Below are 26,503 nucleotides of genomic sequence, written 5' to 3'. Positions count from 1 at the left end.
TTTGATGATCGCAAGTTATAATCCAAGCCAAATGGGTGATGTTTTGGTTGTCATTCTTGGAGAAGGATCGGAACCACAGAAAATATCAAAATCAAATGATATTGTTCAGATTAAAGATAAGAAGGGACACGTAGTTGGCTATAATTTTTTCAATGCCAGTGAGATTTTAGGGAACTTAAAATCAGAGAATGGAAAAGTTGATCTTTCAAGTAACGATGTTGAAGTTTTAAATGATGCGTTGAAAGAGGCTGGGTTTAAAACTTTCTTACCTACTAGTACCGAACCAAAGTTTGTGGTTGGCTACGTTGAAAAAATGGAAGATCATCCGAAGTCTGATCATCTTCACATAACTCAAACAAAAGTCCAGAATGGGGAAATGCTGCAACTTGTTAGTGGGTCTCCCAATATGAGACCGGGAATCAAAGTTGTCGTAGCGGAAGTTGGAGCCATGATGCCAAATGGACAAATTATTTGGCCAGGAGAGCTTCGTGGGGTAAAAAGTGATGGAATGATTTGTTCTGGAAGAGAATTAGACATTCCTAATGCACCCGATAAACCAGGAGCTTTAGTTTTACCCGATTCTTATGAAGTTGGGCAACCATTTGATTTTGATAAAGCAAAAAATCTTTTTGACGAATAGTTTCTATTCGTTTTTTTATACATAATTCTTTAAGGGTGATTAAATTGGAACATTATGATGGACCGGCATTTTATCGTAAATACTTTAATGGGAAAGTTCCCTTTAAGAGTAGCGATAAAAAAATCAATGATTTTCATAGAACAACAAAAAAATCAAATCAAGAAATTATCCGTAGTGACGATTCTAATGTTAAACAATCAGCCTATCAGTCTCGTTATCAACCAAAGTATCAGAGCGGATTTCAATTGCGATTTAAAGATGATAAAAAGCACTATGTTGAGTCCCGAAATTCCTTAGTGGAAAGAACAAAAGAATTTACTCCGCGTTCCCGTAACCAAAATAGTAATTTCTATTCCGTTCATCAGTCAGTCGGAAAACCATATCAAGATGCAGCCGTTGAATTGGAGAAGAATGATGATGATTTTGTTCTTTATCTAAATCCTAAAGATCCAACTGCCGTTCCAGCTGATGATCTAGATTTATGGGAAAATGACGTTCAACCAATTGTTAAAGAAAATGTAAATAAGAATGAAAACATTGTGGATAACTCTAAGCCTGTGGATAACTTTGAAGATGATAAAGAATCTTCAGCCAGTAAACGTGAATTAGGCCACTCGCTCGCAGATATCTTTAAAGAGGAGAGTGGCTTAGCGGCTAATCTAGCTTTGTTTAGTGATGATAGAAGAGATAATGATGATCAAAACGCATCAGGTACGGTATCAAGTAATCCCACTTTAAGTGAATCGGATCCACAAGATAAGTTAAAAGAACCTGATGAAAGAAGCGATAACGAGAAGACGTTTTCTCCAATTGATAGTACTGATAAGCGTCAAGATGAGGAAAAAGCACTTCTTCAACCTGCTAACGAACTTACTGATTCAAAAAGTGAAACCACAACGAATCATAGGCATTTGTCAGATACTTCAAGCAATCAGGAGGATCAGACTAATTATCAATTTCCTCGTCGTGACCTACTTAATCCACCAATTTCGACTTCTGATGATGGTTTGAATGAATGGATTGAAAAGCAAGTTCAAACACTTGATGATACATTAAGGGCGTTTGGGGTTCATGGTCACGTAGTTGATTGGACCGATGGACCGACCGTTACTCAGTTTCAAGTTAAGTTGGAACTTGGTGTTAAAGTAAGCAAAATCACTAACCTAACTGATGATTTAAAGATGGCCCTAGCAGCCAAAGATATTAGAATCGAGGCTCCAATTCCTGGTAAGTCGACGGTTGGAATCGAGATTCCTAATCCAAAGCCTAGACCAGTGATGCTTTCAGAGATTCTAGATTCAAATGAATTTGAATCTAGTCATTCACCGTTAGAAGTAGCATTAGGGATGAGTATTGGTGGCGCTTCTAAGACTGCCGATATTCAAAAAATGCCACATGCTTTGATTGCTGGTGCAACGGGATCTGGAAAGAGTGTGTTCATAAATAGTTTGCTTGTTTCATTGTTGTATCGCAATTCACCCCGTGATTTAAGGATGATTTTAATTGATCCTAAGGCGGTTGAATTAGCGCCATATAATGGGATTCCACATTTATTAACTCCGGTTGTTTCAGATCCGAAAGAGGCTTCTGCTGCTTTAAAATGGGTCACTGAGGAAATGGACAACCGTTATGAGCGGCTAGCTGTTGCTGGGGTCAGAAATTTAACTCAGTATAATCAAGAAGCACATAAAAATGGTCGTGATGCGGATAAGTTGCCACAAATCCTAGTTGTCATTGATGAACTTGCTGATTTGATGATGGTTGCATCAACTGAAGTCCAAGATTATATTGTTAGGATTACACAAAAGGCTCGGGCAGCTGGGATTCACTTGATTGTTGCCACTCAAAGACCGAGCGTTGATATTGTAACTGGGACCATTAAGAATAATATTCCAACACGAATTGCCTTTATGGTTTCAAGCCAGATTGATTCAAGAACAATCATTGATCAAAGCGGAGCTGAACGACTACTTGGTAAGGGAGATATGCTTTATCTGGGTAGTGGTGCCAGTCAACCAGTGCGACTTCAGAGTGCTTTTGTTACCAACCAAGAAGTTGAGCGAGTTTGTGATCAAGTTCGAAGTCAGGAAACACCAAAGTACGAGTTTCAGCCCAAATCATTGCTTAAAAGTGCAGAACAAGCTCAACAACATGATGACTTGTGGAAATCAGTTTTGAGTTATATTGCAGACGAAGATGGAATTTCAACTTCAAAATTGCAACGAGTGTTTTCCATTGGATACAATCGTGCTGCAAGTATTATTGATGATTTGGAGCAAAATAATTTTATTTCAGGTGAGCATGGATCTAAACCGCGAGATGTTTATTTGACGAAAAATGAACTTGCTAAATTGAATATTTAAATTTTTAGATTTTCATTACTTTAATTGGTATTATTAAACCAGACAATAAAAAGGGGAATTCCAACTAAATGACTAACATAAATAAAGACACTACTTATTTTTTTGTAGGAATTAAGGGTACTGGGATGAGTGCGATGGCACTTATTCTCCATGATCGCGGTTGTAAGGTCATGGGTTCTGACATTGAAAAATACACCTTTACTCAGCAAGGATTAGAAAATGCTGGAATTAAGATTGAACCATTCAATCCTGATAATATTAAAAAGGGAATGACGATTATTAAAGGGAATTCTTTCCCTGATACGCATCCGGAGATTGAAAGAGCCGAAGAGTTAGGACTAAAAATTTATAGTTATCCTGATTTCTTGGAAGAATTAATTGAGGGATACACGAGCATCGGAGTATGTGGTGCTCACGGAAAAACCAGTACCACTGGACTACTTTCTCACGTATTAGGCGGGATCGCACCAACTGATTATCTGATTGGTGATGGATCTGGGAAAGGAACCACTGATGCGCGTTTCTTTGTCTATGAGGCCGACGAGTATCGCCGCCATTTTCTGGCAACTTATCCGGATTATGCCATTATGACTAACATTGATTTTGATCATCCGGATTACTATACCGGAATTGAGGACGTTTTTGACGCTTTTCAAACCTTTGCAAACCAGGTTAAAAAGGCTATTTTTGCTTGGGGCGATGATCAGAATTTACGGAAGTTAAAAGCTTCAGTTCCAATTTATTACTATGGAACTAGTGATGATGACGATTTTCAGGCGGTGGATATTAAGCGAACAACTGCTGGATCGACTTTTCACGTTAAATATGACGGAAAGGACCTAGGGGAATTCAGTATTCCTTTGTATGGAGAACACAATGTCTTAAATTCTTTGGCGGTAATTGCCGTTGCATATTTTGAAGACGTTAATTTGGACGAAATCAGACGTGAACTTCAAACTTTCAAGGGGGTTAAGCGTCGTTTTTCTCAAGTTAAAGTTGGCGATATGACAATTATTGATGATTACGCACATCATCCCTCTGAGATTAAGGCCACTTTAGATGCCGCTAGACAAGAATATCCCAATAAGGAGATCATTGCTGTTTTTCAACCCCATACTTTTAGTCGAACGATTGCCTATCTTGATGACTTTGCTAAAACGTTAAGCAAAGCAGATAAGGTATACGTTACTAAAATTTATAGTTCTCCAAGAGAAAAGTCGGGACACGTTAAGAGCGAGGATTTGGTTAATAAAATTACCAAAGATGGTGGCTTAATTGAGGAAGAAAACATGTCTCCACTGTTGCAATATCACGATGCCGTGGTAATATTTATGGGTGCTGGAGATATTCAAAAGTACGAAAGAGCCTACGAGGAATTGTTAAGTCATTTAAGTAAGAAGGTTAATTAAAGGAGAATAAAAATGAATAATTTTGATGGAGAAAGTGGTCGTCGGGTAGTTGGCGATAATGCTGGACTCAACGCGTTTTTTACCAAAGTATATGGGATTATGGGAATTGCGGTTTTAATTTCTGCTATTTCTGCGTATTTAAGTAGTGTTTTTATGCCAAACATCAGTAGTGGAGCCTCAGGATTAGTAATTTTAATCGTTTGGTTCATAATTTCCTTTGTGATTTCGGGATTTGCACAAAGTAATCCGACGTTAAGCTTTATCGGATTATTGGTTTTCTCGGTTTTAACAGGGCTTTCACTTAGTTACATTTTCATTGCCTTTAATCTTGGTACCATTGGAGCAGCGCTAGTATCCAGTGCTAGTATTTTCTTGGTAATGAGTGCGATTGGTTTCACTACTCACAGAGATTTAACCAAGTTAAGCACGCAATTGTTTGCAGCATTAATTGCTTTAATTATTGCGATGGTAATTAACTTATTCTTGAGAAATCCATGGATTGAGTTATTTATTTCAGCCGTTGGGATCATTATTTTTACTGCGTTGAGTGCTACTGATACACAAAACTTAAAGAAAATGTACATGCAGTACTCTGGTAACATTAATGTAAACGGACTTGCAATTTCTGGTGCACTTCAGTTGTATCTTGATTTTCTAAACCTATTTACATTTCTTCTTGAGGTCTTTGGTATTTTTGGAAATAATCGAGATTAATAAAAAAACATGGTCGATTGACCATGTTTTTTTTCGCAATTGAACTGATTATAAGTGTTAAAATAATAGTAATTAATTCTAAAGGAGAATTTTATGGCAGACAAGAAATTATTATTAATTGACGGAAATTCTTTAACGTATAAAGCATTCTTTGCGTTATTTACTTCCTTGGAACGTTTTACCAATGAAGACGGATTGCACACCAGTGCGATCTATGGTTTTAATCGAATGCTAGATGACATTTTAAAGGATGTTCAGCCAACGTCAGCTCTTGCCGCTTTTGATGCAGGTAAAACAACCTTTAGAACCAAAATGTACGAAGATTATAAAGCCGGACGGGCAAAAATGCCCAACGAATTACGTGAGCAATTCCCGTTTGTAATGGATTTGCTCCATGATCGGGGAATTAAAACCTATGAATTAAAAAACTATGAAGCTGACGATATTATTGGGACGCTTTCAAAGAAAGCGGCTGATGACGGCTATCAAGTTACTATCATAACGGGAGACCGTGATCTTACCCAACTTTGTTCGGATAAAGTTACCGTTGCGATTTCGAAGAAGGGTGTGAGTGAAATTGAGAAATACACGCCAGACTTTGTAAAAGAGACGATGGGAATTACTCCTAGACAGATTATTGACGTAAAGGGTCTTCAGGGAGACAACTCGGATAACTATCCGGGTGTTGAAAAAGTTGGTCCAAAGACCGCGATCAAGTTAATTCAAAAATTTGATAGTATTGATAATCTTTATAATCATATCGATGAAGTTTCTGGTAAAAAATTGAAAGAGCATTTGATTAAGGATAAAGACCAGGCATTTTTGTCTAAAAAATTAGCCACCATTGACTGCAATGCTCCCCTCACAATTTCATTATCAGATTTAAAGTATGATGGTCCCGATAATGATAAGTTAGTTGATTTTTATAAGAAAATGAACATGAAATCCTTTTTAAAGGAAATGGAAGGATCAGAGAGTCAGTCGGCTGAGAAACTTCCAGATGTTAAATATACGATTTTAAATAAAGACAATTTAGCCGAGTTAGATCACTTGTCAGAAGATGTTGTCTTTAACATTGAAATGTTGGATGAAAATTACCATACTGCTCCATTTGTTGGTTTTGTTATTGGGGATAAGGATCATTGGTTTGTAAGTAAGGATATTGATCTTTTAGATGATCCGAAAATAAAAGGCATTTTAGAAAATCACGATATTAAAAAAAATGTTTTCGATGCTAAAGCGCAAATTGTGGCTGCCAATCGCGAACATATTCAGTTAAATAACGTTGATTTTGACATGTTATTAGCTTCATATTTACTGAATACCCTTGATAATAGTAATGATTTGGCCAAAGTGGCTAATCGGCACGGATATTATGGGGTTAAACCGGATAGTGAGGTTTATGGAACTGGAAAGAAAAAACAGCTGCCAGAAAATGATGAGACTTTTTTTGCTCACATTGTCAGGAAAGCATTGGCAATTAATGATTTAAAAGATAAAATGATTGATGATTTAAAGAAACACAATCAATTAGATTTGTACCGTAACATAGAAGTTCCATTGTCTTATGTGCTAAGTGCAATGGAGATTGAAGGAATTACGGTGGACGTAGATACCCTCGAAGCATTGAAGAGTAAATTTACTGAGCATTTATCAGAAATTGAGCAGTCGATTTATCAGGAGGCTGGAGAAGAATTCAACATCGGGTCACCAAAGCAGTTAGGTGAAATCCTGTTTGATAAGTTGAAATTACCAGTTGTGAAAAAAACCAAAACAGGGTACTCTACGTCGGTTGATGTGTTAGAAAAAATTGCGGGTCTGAATCCGATTGTCGATAATGTCCTGGCGTACAGGCAACTGTCAAAATTGATTTCAACTTATATTGATGGAATCAAAAAAGACATTTATTCTCGTGATCATAAAGTTCATACCCGTTATCTGCAGACCTTAACTCAAACTGGAAGATTGTCCTCGGTTGACCCAAACCTTCAAAATATTCCAGTTCGAACTGAAGAAGGTCGCAAAATTCGTGAAGCGTTTGTTCCTCGTCATAAGGGATGGCAACTATTTTCATCGGATTATTCTCAAGTTGAATTACGTGTCTTAGCTGCCATTTCTGGAGATAAGAACATGCAGGGAGCTTTTAAAAATGGGGAAGATATTCATGCAGCGACCGCACGACGGATATTTGAACTTCCAAGCAACGAGGATGTTACTCCCGAGTTGAGAAGACAAGCAAAAGCTGTCAATTTTGGGATTGTCTATGGAATTAGTGCTTATGGACTTGCTAAAAATACTGGCATATCACGAAAACGGGCTCAAGCATTTATTGATAAATATTTCAAGGAATATCCAGGGGTCAAAAAATACACCCAAGATAGCGTTAAGTTCGCCGAAGATCATGGGTATGCCGAAACCATCATGAAACGTCGTCGCTACCTGCCGGATATTAATTCTAAGCAATTTCAGAAGCGTTCGTTTGCCGAAAGAACAGCAATGAACTCACCCATTCAAGGGAGTGCTGCCGATATTGTTAAAGTTGCAATGATCAGAATGCAAAAAGAACTTAAGAAACACGGTTTAAAGGCCACGATGTTACTGCAAATTCATGATGAACTAATCTTTGAAGCACCAAAAGAAGAGATTCCAATTTTAGAAAAATTAGTTCCAAGTGTTATGGATTCTGCGGTTGATCTGGATGTACCGCTAAAAGTTGAAAGTCATTACGGACCAAATTGGTATGATATAAAAAAATAATGGGGTGTAGGAATGCCTGAGTTACCTGAAGTTGAAACGATAAGAAGAGGGTTAACCAATCTTGTACAGGGTAAAAAGATTGTTTCCGTGGATGCTTTGTATCCAAAAATGTTGAATTTACCAGTAAAAGAATTTGAAGATTTGTTAGCTGGTAAGGATATTTTACAAATTGATCGGAGGGGTAAATACCTCTTAATCCGGCTAAGTGACGATTATACTTTAGTTTCTCACTTACGAATGGAAGGTAAATATGATGTGGTACCTGAGGGTACTGAGAATCAAAAACATACTTACGTTGTTTTTCATTTAAGCGATGGTCGAAAGCTTCGTTACAATGACACAAGAAAATTTGGAAAGATGAATTTAGTTAAGGATTCTCAGGTTTATGATTTCTCAGGATTGAATAAAATTGGACCGGAGCCAACTGAGAAGGATTTAACGTTTGATTATTTAAAGAAGCAACTGCATAAGTCTCACCGAAAAATTAAGGCATTTTTATTAGATCAATCTAACATTGCTGGGATTGGGAATATTTATGCTGATGAAAGTTTGTGGTTATCTAAGATTCATCCGGAACAGGCTACTAACTATTTAAGTGATCAGGAAATTGAAACTTTAAGGGAAAACATCATTAAAGAAATTCAGTTAGCTATCAAGGGTCATGGAACAACGGTGTTTACTTATAAAAATGCCTTTGGTGAAGAGGGCAGCTTTCAAAATCATCTTCATGTTTATGGTAAAAAGGGACAACCGTGTGAGCGTTGTGGAACTACTATTGAAAAAATCAAGGTTGCACAAAGAGGTACTAGTTTCTGTCCTCATTGTCAAAAAGTTCATGGTGATCTAAGTGAGTAAAGTTATTGGATTAACCGGTGGAATTGCAACCGGCAAATCGGCTGCAAGTGATTATTTAGTTACTTTAGGGGTTTCTACATTAGACCTAGATTCCATCACACATGAATTGGAACAAGATAATCGTGAGTTAATTCATCAAATTAGTGAGCAGTTTGGCAGTTTAGTGATTAAAAGTAACGGGCAAATTGATCGAGGTGTTTTGGGTAAGATTGTTTTTTCAAATCGTGATGGTATGAAAAAGTTAGTCCAAATTGTTAACCCATACCTTTTTCGTGAAGTTAATACTCGACTAAACAAGTTACAAGACCAACGTTTGGTGATTTTAAACGCTCCCACCCTTTTTGAAAATGGATTTCAGATTTTAACTGATGCTAATCTGATGGTTACGTGTGATCCAATTGTTCAACTGCAACGGTTAGTTAGAAGAAATGATATTTCAATAAGTCGAGCTAGTAAAATGATTGGTGCTCAATGGGCACAACCAATAAAAGCACGACTGTCTGATTGGTGTATTGATAACTCTGGCACTTTCGATCAATTGAAGTCGTCGGTTAAAGATTGGTATGATTTAGTAAGTGTTATGTAATTAGTGAAGGTGAAAAAATGCAATGTCCACGGTGTCATCATATCGGTTCAAAGGTTTTAGAAAGTCGTCGAGTCAAAGATGGTGAAAGTATTCGTCGAAGACGGGAATGTGAAGAATGTGGATTTCGGTTTACGACATTTGAAGTGATTGAATCAAGCCCCTTGTTAGTTGTAAAAAAGAACGGTGATCGAGAAGAATTCAATCGTTCTAAGATTTTGCGTGGAATTGTCAGATCATCTGAAAAGCGTCCAGTTTCGATGGAACAGATGAACCATATTGTTGATAAGGTTGAAAAAATAGCTTATGACGCTGATGATGGCAGCCATGAAGTGGCTAGCCAAACTATTGGTGAGGGTGTTATGAAGGGACTGAAAGAAGTTGACGAAATTGCTTACATTCGGTTTGCAAGTGTTTACCGCCAATTTAAGGATATGTCAGTCTTTTATAATAAACTCAAAGAATTAATGGATGATGAAGACGAAAATAATGAGGATAAGAATAAAGAATGATCAACGGAATTAATCCTAAAACTGATTTTAAAGTTTATCGATCACAGCCCATTAGTGATGTTGAACGTCATTATGTCGATTTGTTGTACATGCCCGTCATTGGTAAAAATGCATATGCCTTATACAATTGTTTATGGTTAATTGATGATGAGAAGCACGTTAATTTTGAATTAATGTCTGATCTTAGCATTGATGCCAAAGAACTAGATGATTCACTTATGAAACTTGAAGGATCCGGTTTGCTTAAGACGTATGTTGATCATTCTTTTGAAATCGACTTGTATGAGTATCAACTTTTACTGCCACTTAATCCTGACCAATTCTTTAGTGATAGTCTTTTGAGTCTGTTATTACTTGAAATGGTTGGTGAAGATCGCTATTTACAACTTTCAGATGAACTCTTACCAGAACATTTTGATTTTAGTGGGTTAGATGATCAAACTCGTAATTTCCTGCAAGTATTTTCAGTTAATAATGAGAAAGTAAATGACCAACCAAGTGTAATCAAGGCAGTTCGACACAAGACTAATGTAAAAAAAGATTCCTTTGATGATAAGCTTTCAAACGATCAGTTTGACTTTAAGCTATTGATGAATATTTTGGATAAGTCCTTTGTTGAAAATGAAAGTGTTAAAAAGTATGAGACACTCTTTAGTAACACCAACCGATTATATGGAATTGGTGAACTTGAGATGGCACAATACATTGAGAAGGCCAGTAACTTGGTTAACAATCGTTTTGACCCTAAAAAGTTTAAGATATTAATTTCTAGACGAAATCAAATAAAGGCTCCAGCAGAAAATCAATCCAATCAAAACCATGTCCATGAGGCAGACAAGTTACAAAGTAAGCTAACGGCCAAGGAACAGCAATTGGCCCAAATTGCGGATTCGTCCGCTCCAGTAGAATTTCTTGATTCATTAAAGAGTGAAAAGGGTGGTTTTACCACTTCTGCTGAAGAAAGGATTTTATCTGAACTTATTAATCGCAACACTTTGAGTAACGGGGTGATCAATATCCTTGTTTATCACATCTTGATTGACGAGGGGAAACCTACCATCAATAAAAATTTAATTGATACCATTGCAAATGATTGGGCGCAAAGAAAAATTAATAGTGCATCGAAAGCGATTGACGATATTAAGCACCGTCAGGAACAGGTTACTGAAAGTAAAAACAATCGACAAAGAAGATACCGAAGACGTACAAATGTCAAAGAAACATTGCCTGACTGGGCTAAGGAAAATAAAAGTCGGGGTAATGAAAAAATTTCGACTACTCAGCGAAAACGAATTGCTGAGAAATTAAATTCATTAAATAAAAAGTCTGGGGATGAGTAATCATGAAGAATGTTAGTGATGAGATGAGCCAATTGATGAAAAAGAAAAATTTGAATCATAATTACCAACAGTTAATGAATTCGGTTTATTCTGATCCAGACGTTAAACAATTTTTAAGTGACAATGAGAGTGAGTTAAGTGATGATGTTGTGAAACGGTCGGCATCAAAACTGTATGAATTTGTCAATGAAAAGAAAAAGTTGGAAGAGGGAAGCGCTAACTTTGCTAAGGGATACCAACCAACCTTGGTTTTAAGTGACCATTTGATTGACGTTTCGTACGAACCTACGCAAGCGTTGTTAAACAAGCAGAAGCGAGAACAATTTGCGTCACGCATTAAGTCCATTTCAATGCCCAAAGAAATTAAATCGGCAAATTTAAGTGATTATGAACAGACAGCTGAACGAGCTCAAGCTTTGGAAGGAGCACTTGATTTTATTGGTTCATATGAAAATAATCCTCAGCATTTTCAGAAGGGGTTGTACCTATACGGTCCCTTTGGCGTAGGTAAAACTTATTTACTTGGAGCAATTGCCAATCGTTTGGCCTCTGACGGTTATAGTTCGGTTTTGATTCATTTTCCAAGTTTTGCCGTTGAAATTAAAAATGCAATTGGAAACAATCAAGTTGGCGGTAAGCTGGATGAAATTAAAACTGCTCCAGTTTTGATGATTGACGATATTGGAGCAGACTCAATGTCATCTTGGATCAGAGACGACATTCTTGGGGTTATTTTAGAGTATCGAATGCAAAATGAGCTTCCCACCTTTTTTAGTTCTAACTTTTCTATGGATCAATTGGAACAAGAGCATTTAAAGGTTAATGCTCAGGGAGATGTGGAACCACTTAAAGCTAAGCGATTGATGGAACGAATTAAATTTTTAGCAAAGCCCATTGAACTTGATGGTAGGAATCGCAGGAATAAATAATGATTATTCTTGACATGTAACAGGTCGTTGTTTAGACTGTTAATTGTTAAGGACATGAGTGATTACGAATTTCACAGAGAGGATAGGTTTTCTGGAAACTATCTGTTTGGAGTAACTTACTTACCACCTTTATTAAATGACATTAATAAATAGGTTTTAAACGAGATGTCCAAATAAATGGACGAATTTGGGTGGAACCGCGCTAATGGCGTCCCTAGTATTGATTTACTAGGGACTTTTTTTATGAAAGGAATGAGTAAAATGGCTAAATTATCATTTGAGTTTCCAGATGGTAACAAGAAAGAATTTGATTCGGGGGTTACTGCGGCAGATATTGCCAAGTCAATTTCAGTTAGTCTAGCCAAAAAGGCAGTTGCGGCTAAGATTGATGGAAAAGTTGTTGATTTGATGCAACCACTAAAAGATGGTGGCAAGATTGACATCATTACTTCCGGTTCTGATGAGAGTCTTAAAATCCTACGACAGGGTGCTGCTCAGTTACTGGAAACGGCGGTCAAAGAAAAGTATCATGATATTCGCATTGGTGAAATTGCCGCGGATGAAGATGGTTTTTTTGTTGATACTGACAAAGAAGATCGTCAAGTTAGTTCAGATGAACTTGATGAATTAGCTGATAAAATGAAAAAGATCATCAAAAATAACGCTACGGTCGAAAGGGTTTATCTAAGTAAAGATGACGCTTTAAAAGAAGTTGATGGTGATCCTTATCAAGCACAACTAATTGCCAACATTGATTCTGATAATATTCTTTTTTACAGTATCGATGGTGTTAAAACGCTAGCTCAAGGGGTAGTAGCTCCAAGTTTGAAAGATCTAAAACACTTTAAGCTCTTGTCTGTTGCTGGTGCTTATTGGGAAGGTAAGTCATCCAATCCAATGCTTCAAAGAATTTATGGCACGGCTTTCTTTAAAGCTGATGACCTAGATGAAGATTTGAAGAAGCGTAAAGAGGCTAAAGAGCGTGACCATCGTGTTATTGGGAATAACCTCGACTTATTCTTTGTCGATCCAAAGGTTGGGGCTGGTCTTCCTTACTGGATGCCAAAAGGTGCAACGATTCGTCGTACAATTGAGCGTTATATCACTGATAAAGAGATTGCTCATGGTTACCAACATGTTTATACCCCAGTATTAGCTAATTTGGATTTGTATAAGCAATCTGGTCACTGGGATCACTATCGAGACGACATGTTTCCACCAATGAAGATGGATGATGACGAAATGTTGGAATTACGTCCAATGAACTGTCCATCTCATATTCAGATTTACAATCATCATATTCGTTCTTATAAAGAGCTTCCTCTACGAATTGCTGAACTAGGAATGATGCATCGATACGAAAAGTCTGGTGCACTTAGTGGTCTTCAACGAGTTCGTGAAATGACTTTAAATGATGGTCATACGTTTGTTGCACCCGATCAAATTCAAGAAGAATTCAAAAAAATCTTGAATTTGATGATGGAAGTTTATCATGATTTTGACATTAATAACTATACGTTCAGATTAAGTTATCGTGATCCCAAGAATACCGAAAAGTACTTTGACGATGATGAAATGTGGAACAAAGCGCAAACGATGTTAAAGGGCGCTATGGATGACTTGGGCCTTGATTACGTTGAAGCTGAGGGTGAAGCTGCATTTTACGGTCCAAAGCTTGATGTTCAAACTAAGACGGCTCTAGGAAATGAAGAGACGTTATCTACCATTCAACTTGACTTTATGTTACCGGAACGATTTGATCTTCATTATGTTGGTGAAGATGGTAAGGAACACCGTCCGGTTATGATTCATAGAGGAATTGTTTCTACCATGGAACGATTTACCGCTTACTTAATTGAAATGTATAAGGGTGCTTTTCCGACATGGCTTGCACCCGATCAAATTCAAATCATCCCGGTTAGTGATGAAAAACACGGAGATTACGCACGTAAATTAAACGAAAAGTTTCGTGCGTTAAACTTACGTTCCAATGTCGACGAGCGTGGTGAAAAGATGGGATACTTGATTCGTGACGCACAAACCAAGAAGATTCCATATACGTTAGTTGTTGGTGATGATGAAATTAAGAATAATACCGTTTCTGTTCGTAAGTATGGTGAAGATGACAGTCGCGATATGTCAATTGATGACTTTATTTCAGAAGTTCTTCATGATATTGCTACTTACTCACGTAATGATGATGAAGATTCTAAGTCAGTTGACAAAATTAAATAAAATTGGTACTATTATGTAGTCAAAAGCAGAAGCTTCCCGCTTCTCGCCTGAGTGATTTTGATCGCTGGGCAATCTACGAATGAAAGTCCTAATGTTTTTAGGTGTAGCGGGTGCTCTGTAGCATCCGCTATTTTTCTGCTTAAAATTACCTGGAGGTGAATTACCATAGCAAGAGATAAGATGGTTAACGAGGGTATCCATGCTCGCGAGTTGAGATTAATCGGTGCTAATGGAGATCAATTAGGAATCAAATCTACTAAAGAAGCTTTGTCAATTGCTGAAGAAGCTAATTTGGATTTAGTTGTTGTTGCTCCCAAAGCAAAACCACCTGTAGCCAAGATTATTGATTACGGGAAATATCGGTTTGATCGCCAAAAGAAAGAGCGTGAAGCTCGAAAGCGTCAAAAAACTGTTAGTGTTAAAGAAATTAGGTTAAGTCCTACGATTGATAGTAATGACTTCAACACCAAACTTAAAAATGCCAAGAAGTTTTTGACAAAGGGTGAACGTGTTCGAGTTTCTATTAGATTTAAGGGACGTGCCATTACCCATAAAAGTATTGGAAGAGATGTCTTAAATAAAATGGCGGAAGCTACTTCTGACGTTGCCGATGTAACTCAACGAGCAAAGATGGATGGCCGAAGTATGTTCTTAATGCTTGCACCAAGTAAGAATGAAAAGAAATAACTCATTTAATTGGGTTATGAATCGATGAGGAGGAATATAATATGCCAAAATTGAAATCAAATCGTGCTGCCGCAAAGCGTTTTAGAAAAACTGCTAATGGTGGTTTAAAGAGTGGTCATGCCTACACTAGTCACCGTTTTCACGGTAAAACTAAGAAGCAACGTAGACATTTACGTGGAACACGTATGATGGCTAAGTCAAACTTGAAGACTTACAAAGAATTACTACAAAAATAAGCGAATAATATAGTTTGTATAGGGGGATTTTAATATGCCACGAGTAAAAGGTGGAACTACCACACGTAATCGTCGTAAGCGTGTTCTTAAATTAGCTAAGGGATACCGCGGTGCTAAGCATCGTTTATTCAAAACTGCTAAAGATCAAGTAATGAAGTCACAGGAATATGCCTTTCGTGACCGTCGTGCCAATAAGGGTAATTTCAGAAAGATTTGGATTGCAAGAATTAACGCCGCCACTAGAAATAATGGATTAAGTTACAGTAAATTCATGCATGGTTTGAAACTTGCTAACATCGATATGAACAGAAAAATGTTAGCTGACTTAGCAGTTAACGATGCTGATGCCTTTTCTGCATTAGCGGAAAAAGCCAAAGCAGCATTAAAATAAGCCTAAAAAACTTTCACCGCTCTTGTTTGGTGGAAGTTTTTTTATCGGATTGGGATGCTCCCAATCTATACATAAATGATTTAAAATAGAAACATCAATTCTTATTTACAGAGAGGTCTATATGCTATCATTATTCAAACCGACTTGGATGGTTAACAATATTTATCAAATTTCCCCAGAAAAACTTGAAAGTTACGGGATTAATGTAATTCTGACCGATTTAGATAATACCCTAATTCCGTGGAATAATCCTGAGGGAACCGTAGAACTCCGCGATTGGCTCAAAAGAGTTCGAGATCATGGAATCAGGGTGATTGTGGTTTCAAATAATAATCGGGAAAGACTAGAGAAAGCTCTTACTAGTCTTGAGTTACCATTTATTGCCCGGGCTTTAAAACCACTTACTTTTGGGATTTTAAGGGCTCTTAAAACGTATCGTTTAAAACGAAGCCAAGTGGTAATGGTGGGAGATCAAATTTTAACGGATATATGGGCCGCTAACAATACTCGAATTAGAAGTATTTTGGTAAAGCCATTGGTTACTTCAGATGCGTGGAACACACGGATTAATCGTTTCTTTGAAACGTTTGTATATGCACAATTGATGCGAAAGTACAGTGATTTAAAGTGGAAGGATGATATTGATTAATGGATAATGATGAAAATAATGAGCCCTTATATTGCATTGGGTGTGGGGCACAAATTCAAGATACCGATCCGAAACAGGCTGGTTACACGCCTAAATCAGCAATCAAGAAGGGAATTGATTCTGGAAAATTATACTGTCAGCGTTGTTTTAAGCTTCGTCATTATAATCAAATTGAACCAATTAGCATCTCAAATGATGAGTTTGTAAAGTTATTGAGTGAAATTAGCGACACTGATTCGTTAGTAGTATACGTCGTGGATGTATTTGATGTAGATGGAAGTATGATTCCTGGGATTCAGCGCTTTGTTGGTAACAATCCGATTATTTTAGTTGGTAACAAATCAGACTTGTTGCCATCGTCGTTCAACCAGAACAAAGTTAAAGATTGGTTACGTCAAATGGCAAATAAGAATGGAATTAGACCCATTGATATTGAATTAGTATCTGCCAAGACGAATCAATCAGTCGACGATCTGTTAAAAGTCATTTCAAAAAATCAGAAGGGGCGAGATGTCTATGTGGTTGGAGTAACTAACGTTGGCAAATCTACCTTAATTAATCAAATTATCCAACAAAGCACTGGTGAGAAGCAGGTTATTACGACCTCTAAGTTTCCTGGTACTACCCTCGATTTGATCAAAATACCGTTGGAAGATGGAAAAGAATTGATCGATACACCTGGTGTCGTTCATGAAGATCAGATGGCTCACTATTTAAGTTCTAAAGACTTGAAGTATGTTTCACCGCAAAAACGGATTAAACCCAGGACTTATCAGTTGGATCCAGGGCAGACGTTATTCTTAGGTGCGATTGGCCGGTTTGATTTTATCTCGGGGGAACGTCATGGCTTTACCGTTTATGCTGACAATAATCTGATGATTCATCGAACCAAATTAACAAATGCTGATGAATTTTTTGAGAAGCATGCCGGTGAATTATTGACCCCACCAACTGGTAAGGACAACGTCGTTGGGTTAAAACGACATGAATTTAAAATTACTGACAGAAGTGATTTAGTGATTGAAGGACTGGGATGGATTACCGTCCCGAAAGGCTCCACGGTTGCTGGATATGCTCCTAAGGGTGTGTCAGTGTTAGTTAGAAAAGCAATGTTTTAGGAGTATTTAATAATGAATTTAAAGGGAAAACAAAAACGATTTTTAAGAGCAAAAGCGAATCATATGCGGCCCATTTTCTCAGTTGGAAAGAATGGGTTAGATGAGACTTGGATGAATGAAGTTAAAAATGCTGTTGATCACCGTGAATTAATTAAAATTAATCTTCAACAGTCTGCCGATGTGGATGTGAGTGACGTTAAACAATTTATTGAGAATAACTCGGACATCCAAGTTGTCCAAACGATTGGTAAGACACTTTTATTGTTTAAGGAATCGAGTAAGGACAATTATCGTAAATTATCGATTGAAGTGGCAAATTTGTAGGAGATTGATTGATGCGCAAAAAGGTTGGAATTTTAGGTGGGACGTTTAACCCCATTCACTATGGTCATTTAATTATGGCTGAACAAGCTTTAACCCAATTAAACCTCGATTTAGTTCTATTTATGCCTGACTATTTGCCACCACATGTTGATCATAAGTCCGCAATTGATGCTTCTGATCGGGTTAACATGATTAATTTAGCCATTAGGGATAACGCTAATTTTAAAATTGAAATGATTGAAGTAAATCGCAAGGGGAAAAGTTATAGTTATGATACGATTAAGGAATTAACTAAAATTCATCCAGATGTTGATTATTACTTTATCATTGGTGGCGACATGGTCGAATATCTGCCAAAATGGTATCGAATTGATGATCTTATTAAAATGGTTAAATTTGTTGGGGTTAATCGTCCGGGTAATTCTGAGTCTTCTAAGTACCCAGTAAGTTTTGTTGACTCACCTGAGATAGCTATTTCATCGTCTTTAATTAGATCACATCTTGAAAAGGGTGAAAGTGTCAGATATTTGTTGCCAGATGCGGTGTTACGGTACATTAAGGAGCATGATTTATATGGATAAAGAGAAAATTAATTATCAAAAATATTCTAAGTATGATCGTGATCAAATTGTTGCCAAACTAAAAGCGACGTTAAAAGAGAAAAGGTTTCAACATTGCTTGCGAGTTGAAGAGACCGCCATTACCTTAGCACGAGAGTTTAATGTGGACGAAACTTTAGCTGGACTTAGTGGTCTGGTTCATGATTATGCCAAACAACGGCCGGATTCGGAATTTATTGACATTATTAAGTCCCATCATTTGAATCCAGAACTACTTAATTATGGAAATGCTATTTGGCATGGCTACGTGGGTTATCTGATTGTGGAATCAGAACTTGGGATTCATGATAGTCGAATTCTAAACGCGATTAAATATCATACGATCGCATCGCCTGACATGGACAAAGTTGCACAGATTACTTATATGGCTGACTACATTGAGCCGGCCCGTGATTTTGATGGGGTTGAAAAAGCTCGTAAGATTACCAATCAAAATTTATGGGATGGTGTTAAATATCAAACTAAAAGTACCATTTCATATTTGGCAAGCAACGGAAAGGCAATTTATCCCGGTGCGATTACAGCTTTTAATGTAATTGTTGCTGGTAAAAAGTAGGGGATTATATGGATAATAATAAGATTTTACAAAATATTGTTGAAACTGCTGATAGTAAACGCGCCCACGATATTGTGGTTTTAGACATTGAAGAATTGTCGTTGGTCGGTCGTTATTTTGTCATTATGGATGCTCCTAGTGTTCGTCAGGTGAAGGCAATTGCAAATGATATTATTGATCGATTGAGTGAGGAGCACGTTGAAGTTTTACGGGTCGAAGGGCTAAATACAGGATCTTGGGTATTAATTGACCTCGGTGATATTATTATTCACGTCTTTAAGAGTGAACAACGGTCCTTTTACAACTTAGAGAAGCTTTGGTCCGACGCTCCTGATCTTGATATAACTGATTGGGTCAGTGAAGACTGATATGATTTATTCTGAGTTTGCGTCATTTTATGATAAATTATTTGACAATCATCTATATCAAAAGTGGTATGAGTTTGTAGCTGATAACGTCCCTAAAGAAAAGCATATTTTAGATTTAGCCTGTGGGACTGGTCGCCTTTTGGTTACTTTAAAAAAAGCAGGTTATGTCGTATCTGGAGCTGATTTATCGGATGATATGCTGGCAATCGCAAATGATCATTTAAATGAAAGCCATGTGTCTGACGTGGCGTTAATTAATGCCAATATGTTAGATTTGGATGGTGTACCCAATTATGGTGTCATTACGTGTTTTGACGATTCGATTTGTTATTTAGAAAATATTGAGCAAGTTAAAACAATGTTTGCTCAGGTTAAAGGACATCTTGTTAAGAACGGTAAATTCTTATTTGATGTGATCACCCCTTATCAGACCGATGTTGTTTATCCAGGCTATATGTTTAACACCAACGATGGTGACCATGCTTTTATGTGGAATACCTTTGTTGGTGATTTTCCTCATTCAGTGGAACATGATCTATCTTTTTTTGATTACAATCGGAATATTAACGGTTTTGATGAATATAATGAAACCCATAAAGAACGAACCTATCCCTTGGTAGAATACACTCAGGCACTGAATGAAGTCGGATTTAATAACGTTAAGGTGACGAGTAACTTTGGAAAAGATAAGGTTAAAGATGATACTACCCGTTGGTTCTTTGTATGTAGTGAGGAATAATCCAAATGAAAGCTGTTGGAATAATAACCGAATATGATCCTTTCCATAATGGTCATCTTTATCAATTACAGGAAGCTAAAAGACGAACTGAAGCGGATGTAACGGTAATATTTATGAGTGGTAATTGGACTCAGAGAGGTGAGCCAGCTATCTATGATAAATGGATCCGAACTCAGATGGCTTTAGATAACGGGGTTGATTTAGTAATTGAACTTCCAATATCGAATGCGGTTCAACCTGCCAGTATTTTTGCAGAGCGGTCGATGAAACTTGTAGAAGCTCTGAGCTGTTCATACTTATCGTTTGGTAGTGAGCACAGTGACTGGGATTTTACAAAGTTGGCATCTATTGACGTTCATCCGTCTGATGATTTTCATAATTATAATTTTTCCTATCCAAAATTATTTCAACGAACCATTAAAGAACAGAGTGGAATTGATTTAATTAAGCCAAATGATACACTTGCGTATTGGTATGCAAAGGCCAATCAGAAGTTGGGTTCCCCTTTAAAGCTAGTTCCGGTTAAACGGTACAGTAGTGAGCATAATAGTGGAGAGTTGAGTGGAAAAATTGCGAGTGGCAAAGCTATTCGCGCTTCAATTAAATCACATGATCATCGTTACCAAAAGTTTATTCCCAATTCTTCTGTCGTCCTAGACAACGAAAAACCAGTTTTCTGGTCAGATTTTTGGCCCTTTTTACGTTATGAATTGACTCAGAGTTCGATAGCTGATTTAAATCAAATTTATCAGATGACTGAGGGATTAGAGAATCGTCTAAAGCAAATGGCGGTCAAAGACACAACCTATCAGGCGTTTATTAAAGATGTTAAGACAAAACGGTATACCTACACTAGGATTCAAAGACTGCTGGTCTATACGTTATTTAAAATAAAGAAAACACAAATGATTAGTTATAATCCAGTTGTCCGAGTTTTGGGAATGAACGATACCGGGAAAAGTTATCTGAATCAAGTTAAAAAAGCAATCCCATATCCGATCGTTGATCGAATTGGAAAAGAAGAATTTAATAATACGTTGGAACTTGAATGCCGTTCTGGAATTCTTTATGGAATGATCAATGGTCGAATGCAAGATAAATTTACTTATCCCATTGTTATATAGAAGACCGTGCTATCAAGGATAGGACCTTGACAATGAATTTTATGGTATGTATAATTAGTCGTGTTGCATTGGAGGTTAAATTATGAAGTGGTCATTTGAAAAACTACTAGGATATAAGAAAGAGCCGTTTACAACCCATGAGACAGTGGATTTAAAAGACGATTTAATGAATCGATATCCGAAAAGTATTCTTGATGCCACTTCCTTTGACGTTGATGTATCTGCCACTCCTGACAACGGAGATGTGATTATAGATGCTCACGTCAAGGGTAGTGTAACAGTTCCTTCTTCACGATCGTTAACCCCAGTTAAGTTACCCATGGATTTTAACATTAGTGAGATTTATGTGTTAACTGAAACTGCGCTAAATCGATATGATAATGAAGAAGTAGTGTTAGTTGTTGGTGATAACTTGATGATTGATTTTGATAAAGCAGTTGCTGATAACATAATTGTCAACATTCCGATGCAAGTTCTTTCACCAGAAGAGCAGAAAGGCAAAGCAATGCCTGAAGGAAATGACTGGGAAGTTATTTCTGAAGATGATTTTAATCGACAGGTGGAAGAAGATAAAAATGTTGATCCACGTCTTGCAAAATTAAAGGATTTCAAACCTTCAGACGATGACAAGACTTAAAAATTCACTAGTGGAAATCAAATTAAGAGGAGGTTGTGAATAATGGCTGTACCAAAGAGAAAAACTTCTAAAGCAAGAAGAAACATGCGTCGTTCGCATGACAGTTTATCAGTTCCTGGCATGAGCCCATGTCCTAACTGTGGCGAACTACGTAAGTCACATTTTGTATGTCCTAACTGTGGTTACTATGACGGTAAAGAAGTAGTTGCCAAAAAGGGTTAATTTAAAATAAAGAACTTCAAAAACACCATGGGTTTTTGAAGTTCTTTTTTTGTACTAAAAAACCGACAATTTAATTGTCGGCTTTATTTACTCGTTATGATTATGATGCTGTTGTTTTCCCGCATTACGTTTTCGGTTGTTTTCGTGTTCAATCTCAGTCTCGGATTCTCCAGGTTTAGAAACTGTATTTTTGGAGCTGGTTGTTGAACTTGGTTCGGCCCCTGTCTCAATCTCTTCTTCTAATTCTTTTGGAATGACAACTTTGGGAGGATTCTTTTGGGCTTTTTCATTAATTTGTTTTCTAATTCGTGGACGGGACAAATTGATGATAAAGGTCTGAACGCAGGCAAATAATCCGCCAATAAAGAAGTAAATTCCTAATCCAGCTGGGGATGAAAGAGTAACAAATAGAATCATGATCGGACTAATTAACATCATAATCGCCATTTGCTTTTTCTGTTCTTTAGGGATCCCAACGGTTGAAAGGTACCCCTGAAGTGCATAAGCCAGAAACGACAAGACGGCTAATAAGATGCTGGATTGGCCTAGTTTAATGCCCATAAAGACGGTATGAGAAACTTCAGGTGAGTAACGAATAGCTGCATACAGAGCAGCAAACACTGGCAACTGGATCAATAATGGCAAGCATCCAATCCCACCTGTCATACTGATTCCGTTGTCTTTATAGAGTTGCATCATCTGCTGATTTAAGGCAACCTGCTGTTCTTTGGTCGTTGCTTTTTTTAGGAGTTGTTGAATCTTGGTCATTTGTGGTTTAACCAAATTCATTTTTTCCTGTTGAATAGTAGATTTTTTCATCTGACTAATCATCATTGGTAAAAGCAAGGTTCTAACAATTACGGTAATTGCAATTAAAGCCCATCCATAGCCACCAACGTATTGTGCTAGCCAATCCATAACGTGTTGCCCGGGAACGGCTAAATAATGATAAACGAATCCAAAGGGACGTCCCTTTGAATCGGTTCTTACACATCCAGTTAAAAAAATGCCAACCACGGCAATAAAACCGAATAAACCTAGTTTCTTAATTTTTTTCATTTAGTTAACTCCTAACTTTTAAGTAACATGTTACATACTAACCTAATAAGAATATTTCAGCAATTTCAAGTTAGATTTTAATTGAAAATGAATTTGGAACTTTTGGAAGTTTAATTGACTGTGTTTTAATGTTTTGGATCTTAGCAAAACCATTGGGTGCAGTTTTAATTGAATGAATAAAATCGTCTAACTCCGATTTAGTCCCATTTGCGATGATTAAAACGGTTCCGTTTGGCATGTTTTGGACACTTCCAGTAATCGAATATTGATCTGCGATTTTTTTAGTACTATATCGAAATCCAACGCCTTGGACAAGTCCTGAAACGATTATTTTGACTGACTGATTGTTTGACAAAATGATTCTCCTTAAAAGCGTTTACCGTAACTGTGATATTATAATAACAACAATATCAATTCTAATTCATTTTAAGGGGAATATAAATGGAAAGAATTAATTCTAAACAAAACCAAACCATTAAAGATATTAAAAAGTTACATACCAGTAAGGGAAGAAAAAAGAGTGGGGAGTATTTAATTGAAAGTTGGCATCTGGTATCCGAAGCAAGGAATTATCTTAAAGCAGATCAGTTGGTAACCATCTTAGCAACCGAAGATCAATATTTGGCTCATGGAGATGACCTTTCTGGTGAAAATATCATTGTTATATCAGATGAAGTGGCTACTGAATTAAGTGATACTTCGACAACTCAAGGAATTTTTGCCGTGTGTAAGATTGAAGAACCAAAGATTGATGTTGCTAAAGTTAGCGGAGCTTGGCTTCTGCTTGATAACGTTCAAGATCCCGGTAATATCGGAACGATGGTAAGGACAGCGGATGCCGCAGGTTTTTCTGGAGTGATCTTTGGTGACGGAACTTCTAGTGAATATAACGGGAAGGTTTTACGTGCCATGCAGGGAAGTCAGTTTCATCTTCCGATTATTAAAATGAATCTAGAACATGCCGTTGAGATGTTTAAGAAGCTAAAAATTAAGGTATATGGGACAGAGCTTAATTCCAGTGCCATTAACTATCGAGATGTCCCTTCTAAAAATGATTTCGCTTTAATTATGGGTAATGAGGGGAATGGAATGAGCCCTGGCTTACTAAAATTAACTGATGATAATTTGTATATTCCCATTGAGGGGAAGGCTGAATCTTTAAATGTGGCAATTGCGGCTGCTGTTATCATGTTTCGAATCAAAAATTAAATTGTTTCTTAAAGTGAGTCCTTATGATTGAATGGAACTTATCTAATTGGGTAGAATTAATCTAGAGACGGATTGGAGTAATGTAGTATGGAAACAGAATCGTGGAAAGATGACCCTGAATATGTTTCAATCATTTCTGATTTGTTAGAAAGTCCGCAAATTCAAAAATTAGGTGATTACACCCAACATCACCATTCGACTAGATTGAAGCATTCAATTGCAGTGTCTTATGAGAGTTATAAAATTGCTAAAAAGATGAATTTAGATTATCGAGCGGCTGCCCGTGGCGGATTATTGCATGATCTATTCTATTATGATTGGCGAACCACTAAGTTTGATTTAGGTTCACATGCATATATTCATCCACGTGTTGCTTTAAGAAACGCCAAAAAGATCACTGATATCACTCCGAAGGAACAAGATATTATTCTAAAACATATGTGGGGGTTAACCCTTGCAAGACCCAAGTATATGGAAAGCGTGATTGTTTCACTTGTTGATGATTATTCGGCAGTTGATGAATTTTTCTCACCGATGAAGAAAAAAGTTAAAGGATTATTAAAAAGATAAGTTAGGAGGATATGAGAATGGATTTAACTGATAAAGAAATCATTCATTTGTGTCCTAAATTTCAAGTGGCGTTTCAAATTCTAGGGAAAAAATGGAACGGTTTAATCATTGAATCATTTTTATTGGCCGGACCACTTCGATTTCGCGAATTAGCCAATAAGGTTGAGGAATGTAGTGATCGTGTATTGACCGAACGCTTAAAAGAGTTGGCTAAAGTGGGAATCGTAAAAAGACAAGCTGATAAGAACTCTGGAGTGGTTTATTATCAGTTAACTTCTAAGGGTGAAGAACTTCGTCCGATTATGAAGGCGGTTCATGGATGGTCTGACAAGTGGTGTGATCCTGATCATGCTTGACCAGTGATAAAAATTGCTATAATATTTATTTAAATACAATGATAAAAGAAGTAGTAGACCGACGAACACAGAGAGTTCATGTTAGCTGAAATTGGACGTTACGGTTGAATTCGCTTTTTGATGTTAGCATTGAATATTAAAATGTTCGGTCGATGTCGTTATTCATCATTATAAGTGCACACTTTGGTGTGAATTTGGGTGGTAACGCGATGCTTCGTCCCTTTTTTGGGATGGAGCTTTTTTTATGGAATTGGAGGTTAGTATGGCTTTAAAAGAAGATTTAGAACAAATTAAATCCAGTGGGTTGCAGGATATTGAGGCTACTAGTGATAGTAAAGCTTTAAATGATTTGAAGGTGAAACTTTTAGGAAAAAAGGGCTCAATTACTAAAGCCCTTCATGGAATATCATCACTTCCAGTCGAAGAAAGACCAAAGATTGGTAGCTTGGCGAATAAAGTTAGAGACGAACTTTCAAAAAAGATTGATTCCAAAAGATTGGAATTAGATCAAGCTGCTCTAAACCAAAAGTTAAAGGATGAAAAGATTGATGTCACCCTGCCAGGGGACTCGGTTCCAAAGGGGCATCCTCATGTTATCCAACAAATTATTGATGAAATTGATGATATTTTTATTGGAATGGGCTACCAGGTTCTTTCGGGTCCGGAAGTAGAAGAGGAAGTTTATAATTTTGAAATGATGAATCTGCCGAAGAACCATCCCGCAAGAGACATGCAGGATACTTTTTATATTACCAAGGATATTTTAATGAGAACTCATACCTCACCGATGCAGGCACGAGCACTTCAAAAACATGATTTTTCTAAAGGGCCCTTAAAGATGGTTTCACCGGGCGTAGTTTATAGACGTGATACTGATGATCCAACTCATTCTCACCAATTTCATCAGGTAGAAGGAATTGTGATTGATAAGCACATTACGATGGCTGATTTAAAGGGAACTCTTGAAGTAATGACACACAAATTGTTTGGGGATAAATTTAAAGTCCGTCTCAGACCAAGCTACTTTCCGTTTACTGAACCTTCAGTTGAAGCAGACATTACCTGTTTTAATTGTAATGGAAAGGGTTGCGATGTATGTAAAAATACAGGTTGGATTGAGGTCCTTGGGGCAGGAATGGTTCATCCTAACGTTTTAAAAATGGCTGGAGTAGACAGTAGTGTATATGGTGGATTTGCCTTTGGGGTGGGTCCCGACCGATTTGCCATGCTGAAATACGGAGTAGACGATATTCGAGACTTTTATCTTAATGATCTACGTTTCTTGTCACAATTTGATTAAG

30 protein-coding genes and 2 other annotated features are annotated in these 26,503 nt (G+C 37.1%); of the genes, 28 read left to right on the top strand and 2 right to left on the bottom strand.

Annotated elements, in window-relative coordinates:
- The first annotated feature begins 1 nt into the window (after nucleotide 1).
- The 24 genes from ytpR (at nucleotide 2) to rpmF (ending at nucleotide 22,008) form a co-directional block, all read left to right on the top strand.
- Nucleotides 2-640 carry a YtpR family tRNA-binding protein gene (gene ytpR / locus AC6UDG_RS04550; protein WP_500693655.1) on the top strand — a complete coding sequence of 213 codons (639 nt, stop codon included), beginning with the start codon at nucleotides 2-4 and terminating at the stop codon, nucleotides 638-640.
- A gap of 44 nt (nucleotides 641-684) precedes the next feature.
- Nucleotides 685-3,003, top strand: a complete 2,319-nt coding sequence (locus AC6UDG_RS04545; RefSeq protein ID WP_500706600.1) for a DNA translocase FtsK — start codon at nucleotides 685-687, stop codon at nucleotides 3,001-3,003.
- 77 nt (nucleotides 3,004-3,080) lie between these two features.
- Nucleotides 3,081-4,412 (top strand): UDP-N-acetylmuramate--L-alanine ligase, encoded by a 1,332-nt coding sequence (gene murC, locus AC6UDG_RS04540; RefSeq protein WP_500693956.1) that lies wholly within the window; start codon nucleotides 3,081-3,083, stop codon nucleotides 4,410-4,412.
- 12 nt (nucleotides 4,413-4,424) lie between these two features.
- On the top strand, nucleotides 4,425-5,126 hold the full coding sequence (locus tag AC6UDG_RS04535) for a Bax inhibitor-1/YccA family protein (RefSeq protein WP_500693657.1): 702 nt from the start codon (nucleotides 4,425-4,427) through the stop codon (nucleotides 5,124-5,126).
- A 93-nt stretch (nucleotides 5,127-5,219) separates the two neighbouring features.
- Entirely contained in the window at nucleotides 5,220-7,883 is a 2,664-nt protein-coding gene (polA, locus tag AC6UDG_RS04530) for a DNA polymerase I (RefSeq protein ID WP_500706598.1), read from the top strand.
- A gap of 12 nt (nucleotides 7,884-7,895) precedes the next feature.
- Nucleotides 7,896-8,738, top strand: a complete 843-nt coding sequence (mutM, locus tag AC6UDG_RS04525; protein ID WP_500706596.1) for a DNA-formamidopyrimidine glycosylase — start codon at nucleotides 7,896-7,898, stop codon at nucleotides 8,736-8,738.
- Nucleotides 8,731-9,324 (top strand): dephospho-CoA kinase, encoded by a 594-nt coding sequence (coaE, locus tag AC6UDG_RS04520; RefSeq protein ID WP_500706594.1) that lies wholly within the window; start codon nucleotides 8,731-8,733, stop codon nucleotides 9,322-9,324. Before mutM ends, coaE begins: the two co-directional genes overlap by 8 nt.
- 17 nt (nucleotides 9,325-9,341) lie before the next feature.
- Entirely contained in the window at nucleotides 9,342-9,833 is a 492-nt protein-coding gene (nrdR, locus tag AC6UDG_RS04515) for a transcriptional regulator NrdR (RefSeq protein ID WP_500693661.1), read from the top strand.
- Nucleotides 9,830-11,173, top strand: a complete 1,344-nt coding sequence (locus tag AC6UDG_RS04510) for a DnaD domain protein (protein WP_500695716.1) — start codon at nucleotides 9,830-9,832, stop codon at nucleotides 11,171-11,173. Before nrdR ends, AC6UDG_RS04510 begins: the two co-directional genes overlap by 4 nt.
- A gap of 2 nt (nucleotides 11,174-11,175) precedes the next feature.
- Nucleotides 11,176-12,102 (top strand): primosomal protein DnaI, encoded by a 927-nt coding sequence (gene dnaI, locus AC6UDG_RS04505; protein WP_500706592.1) that lies wholly within the window; start codon nucleotides 11,176-11,178, stop codon nucleotides 12,100-12,102.
- A gap of 261 nt (nucleotides 12,103-12,363) precedes the next feature.
- Nucleotides 12,364-14,337, top strand: a complete 1,974-nt coding sequence (gene thrS / locus AC6UDG_RS04500) for a threonine--tRNA ligase (RefSeq protein WP_500706658.1) — start codon at nucleotides 12,364-12,366, stop codon at nucleotides 14,335-14,337.
- A gap of 17 nt (nucleotides 14,338-14,354) precedes the next feature.
- Nucleotides 14,355-14,479 (top strand) — a sequence feature (ribosomal protein L20 leader region).
- A gap of 38 nt (nucleotides 14,480-14,517) precedes the next feature.
- Nucleotides 14,518-15,024 carry a translation initiation factor IF-3 gene (gene infC / locus AC6UDG_RS04495; protein WP_500693664.1) on the top strand — a complete coding sequence of 169 codons (507 nt, stop codon included), beginning with the start codon at nucleotides 14,518-14,520 and terminating at the stop codon, nucleotides 15,022-15,024.
- A 41-nt stretch (nucleotides 15,025-15,065) separates the two neighbouring features.
- On the top strand, nucleotides 15,066-15,260 hold the full coding sequence (gene rpmI, locus AC6UDG_RS04490; RefSeq protein ID WP_010021583.1) for a 50S ribosomal protein L35: 195 nt from the start codon (nucleotides 15,066-15,068) through the stop codon (nucleotides 15,258-15,260).
- A gap of 34 nt (nucleotides 15,261-15,294) precedes the next feature.
- Nucleotides 15,295-15,651 carry a 50S ribosomal protein L20 gene (gene rplT, locus AC6UDG_RS04485; RefSeq protein ID WP_010021582.1) on the top strand — a complete coding sequence of 119 codons (357 nt, stop codon included), beginning with the start codon at nucleotides 15,295-15,297 and terminating at the stop codon, nucleotides 15,649-15,651.
- Between the two features lie 103 nt (nucleotides 15,652-15,754).
- Nucleotides 15,755-16,300, top strand: coding sequence for a YqeG family HAD IIIA-type phosphatase (locus tag AC6UDG_RS04480; RefSeq protein ID WP_500695754.1), 546 nt, complete (start codon nucleotides 15,755-15,757; stop codon nucleotides 16,298-16,300).
- Nucleotides 16,300-17,418: a ribosome biogenesis GTPase YqeH gene (gene yqeH, locus AC6UDG_RS04475; protein ID WP_500706590.1), complete on the top strand. Its 1,119-nt coding sequence runs from the start codon at nucleotides 16,300-16,302 to the stop codon at nucleotides 17,416-17,418. The genes AC6UDG_RS04480 and yqeH overlap by 1 nt, the downstream gene beginning before the upstream one ends.
- Nucleotides 17,419-17,430: 12 nt before the next feature.
- The gene (gene yhbY, locus AC6UDG_RS04470; protein ID WP_500695713.1) at nucleotides 17,431-17,742 is read left to right on the top strand and encodes a ribosome assembly RNA-binding protein YhbY; all 312 of its coding nucleotides are present in this window, start codon (nucleotides 17,431-17,433) and stop codon (nucleotides 17,740-17,742) included.
- Between the two features lie 11 nt (nucleotides 17,743-17,753).
- Nucleotides 17,754-18,323: a nicotinate-nucleotide adenylyltransferase gene (locus AC6UDG_RS04465; protein WP_500695712.1), complete on the top strand. Its 570-nt coding sequence runs from the start codon at nucleotides 17,754-17,756 to the stop codon at nucleotides 18,321-18,323.
- The gene (gene yqeK / locus AC6UDG_RS04460) at nucleotides 18,316-18,918 is read left to right on the top strand and encodes a bis(5'-nucleosyl)-tetraphosphatase (symmetrical) YqeK (protein ID WP_500693668.1); all 603 of its coding nucleotides are present in this window, start codon (nucleotides 18,316-18,318) and stop codon (nucleotides 18,916-18,918) included. The genes AC6UDG_RS04465 and yqeK overlap by 8 nt, the downstream gene beginning before the upstream one ends.
- Before the next feature lie 8 nt (nucleotides 18,919-18,926).
- Nucleotides 18,927-19,286 (top strand): ribosome silencing factor, encoded by a 360-nt coding sequence (gene rsfS, locus AC6UDG_RS04455; protein WP_500693669.1) that lies wholly within the window; start codon nucleotides 18,927-18,929, stop codon nucleotides 19,284-19,286.
- A 1-nt stretch (nucleotide 19,287) separates the two neighbouring features.
- On the top strand, nucleotides 19,288-20,025 hold the full coding sequence (locus AC6UDG_RS04450) for a class I SAM-dependent DNA methyltransferase (RefSeq protein ID WP_500706588.1): 738 nt from the start codon (nucleotides 19,288-19,290) through the stop codon (nucleotides 20,023-20,025).
- Between the two features lie 5 nt (nucleotides 20,026-20,030).
- Nucleotides 20,031-21,149, top strand: a complete 1,119-nt coding sequence (locus AC6UDG_RS04445; protein WP_500706586.1) for a nucleotidyltransferase — start codon at nucleotides 20,031-20,033, stop codon at nucleotides 21,147-21,149.
- Between the two features lie 82 nt (nucleotides 21,150-21,231).
- Complete coding sequence (locus tag AC6UDG_RS04440) at nucleotides 21,232-21,786, top strand: YceD family protein (protein ID WP_500706584.1); 555 nt, start codon at nucleotides 21,232-21,234, stop codon at nucleotides 21,784-21,786.
- A 42-nt stretch (nucleotides 21,787-21,828) separates the two neighbouring features.
- Nucleotides 21,829-22,008 carry a 50S ribosomal protein L32 gene (gene rpmF / locus AC6UDG_RS04435; protein WP_010021570.1) on the top strand — a complete coding sequence of 60 codons (180 nt, stop codon included), beginning with the start codon at nucleotides 21,829-21,831 and terminating at the stop codon, nucleotides 22,006-22,008.
- 87 nt (nucleotides 22,009-22,095) lie between these two features.
- Here rpmF and yidC read toward each other — a convergent pair whose 3' ends face one another.
- Nucleotides 22,096-23,067 (bottom strand): membrane protein insertase YidC, encoded by a 972-nt coding sequence (gene yidC, locus AC6UDG_RS04430; protein WP_500706582.1) that lies wholly within the window; start codon nucleotides 23,065-23,067, stop codon nucleotides 22,096-22,098.
- Nucleotides 23,068-23,137: 70 nt separating this feature from the next.
- The gene (locus AC6UDG_RS04425) at nucleotides 23,138-23,422 is read right to left on the bottom strand and encodes an acylphosphatase (RefSeq protein ID WP_500706580.1); all 285 of its coding nucleotides are present in this window, start codon (nucleotides 23,420-23,422) and stop codon (nucleotides 23,138-23,140) included.
- An 86-nt stretch (nucleotides 23,423-23,508) separates the two neighbouring features.
- Here AC6UDG_RS04425 and AC6UDG_RS04420 point away from each other — a divergent pair, with 86 nt between their 5' ends.
- From AC6UDG_RS04420 to pheS, 4 genes are all read left to right on the top strand, one after another.
- Nucleotides 23,509-24,276: a TrmH family RNA methyltransferase gene (locus tag AC6UDG_RS04420; RefSeq protein WP_500701034.1), complete on the top strand. Its 768-nt coding sequence runs from the start codon at nucleotides 23,509-23,511 to the stop codon at nucleotides 24,274-24,276.
- Nucleotides 24,277-24,363: 87 nt separating this feature from the next.
- Complete coding sequence (locus AC6UDG_RS04415) at nucleotides 24,364-24,846, top strand: HDIG domain-containing metalloprotein (RefSeq protein ID WP_500693675.1); 483 nt, start codon at nucleotides 24,364-24,366, stop codon at nucleotides 24,844-24,846.
- 17 nt (nucleotides 24,847-24,863) lie between these two features.
- The gene (locus AC6UDG_RS04410; RefSeq protein ID WP_500693676.1) at nucleotides 24,864-25,202 is read left to right on the top strand and encodes a winged helix-turn-helix transcriptional regulator; all 339 of its coding nucleotides are present in this window, start codon (nucleotides 24,864-24,866) and stop codon (nucleotides 25,200-25,202) included.
- A gap of 29 nt (nucleotides 25,203-25,231) precedes the next feature.
- Nucleotides 25,232-25,427 (top strand) — a binding site (T-box leader).
- A 37-nt stretch (nucleotides 25,428-25,464) separates the two neighbouring features.
- Nucleotides 25,465-26,502 carry a phenylalanine--tRNA ligase subunit alpha gene (pheS, locus tag AC6UDG_RS04405; RefSeq protein ID WP_500695707.1) on the top strand — a complete coding sequence of 346 codons (1,038 nt, stop codon included), beginning with the start codon at nucleotides 25,465-25,467 and terminating at the stop codon, nucleotides 26,500-26,502.
- Nucleotide 26,503: the final 1 nt, after the last annotated feature.

It is taken from the genome of Fructilactobacillus sp. X2R1C1 (genome assembly GCF_059901435.1).
This window is presented reverse-complemented; position numbering and strand designations above follow the sequence as displayed.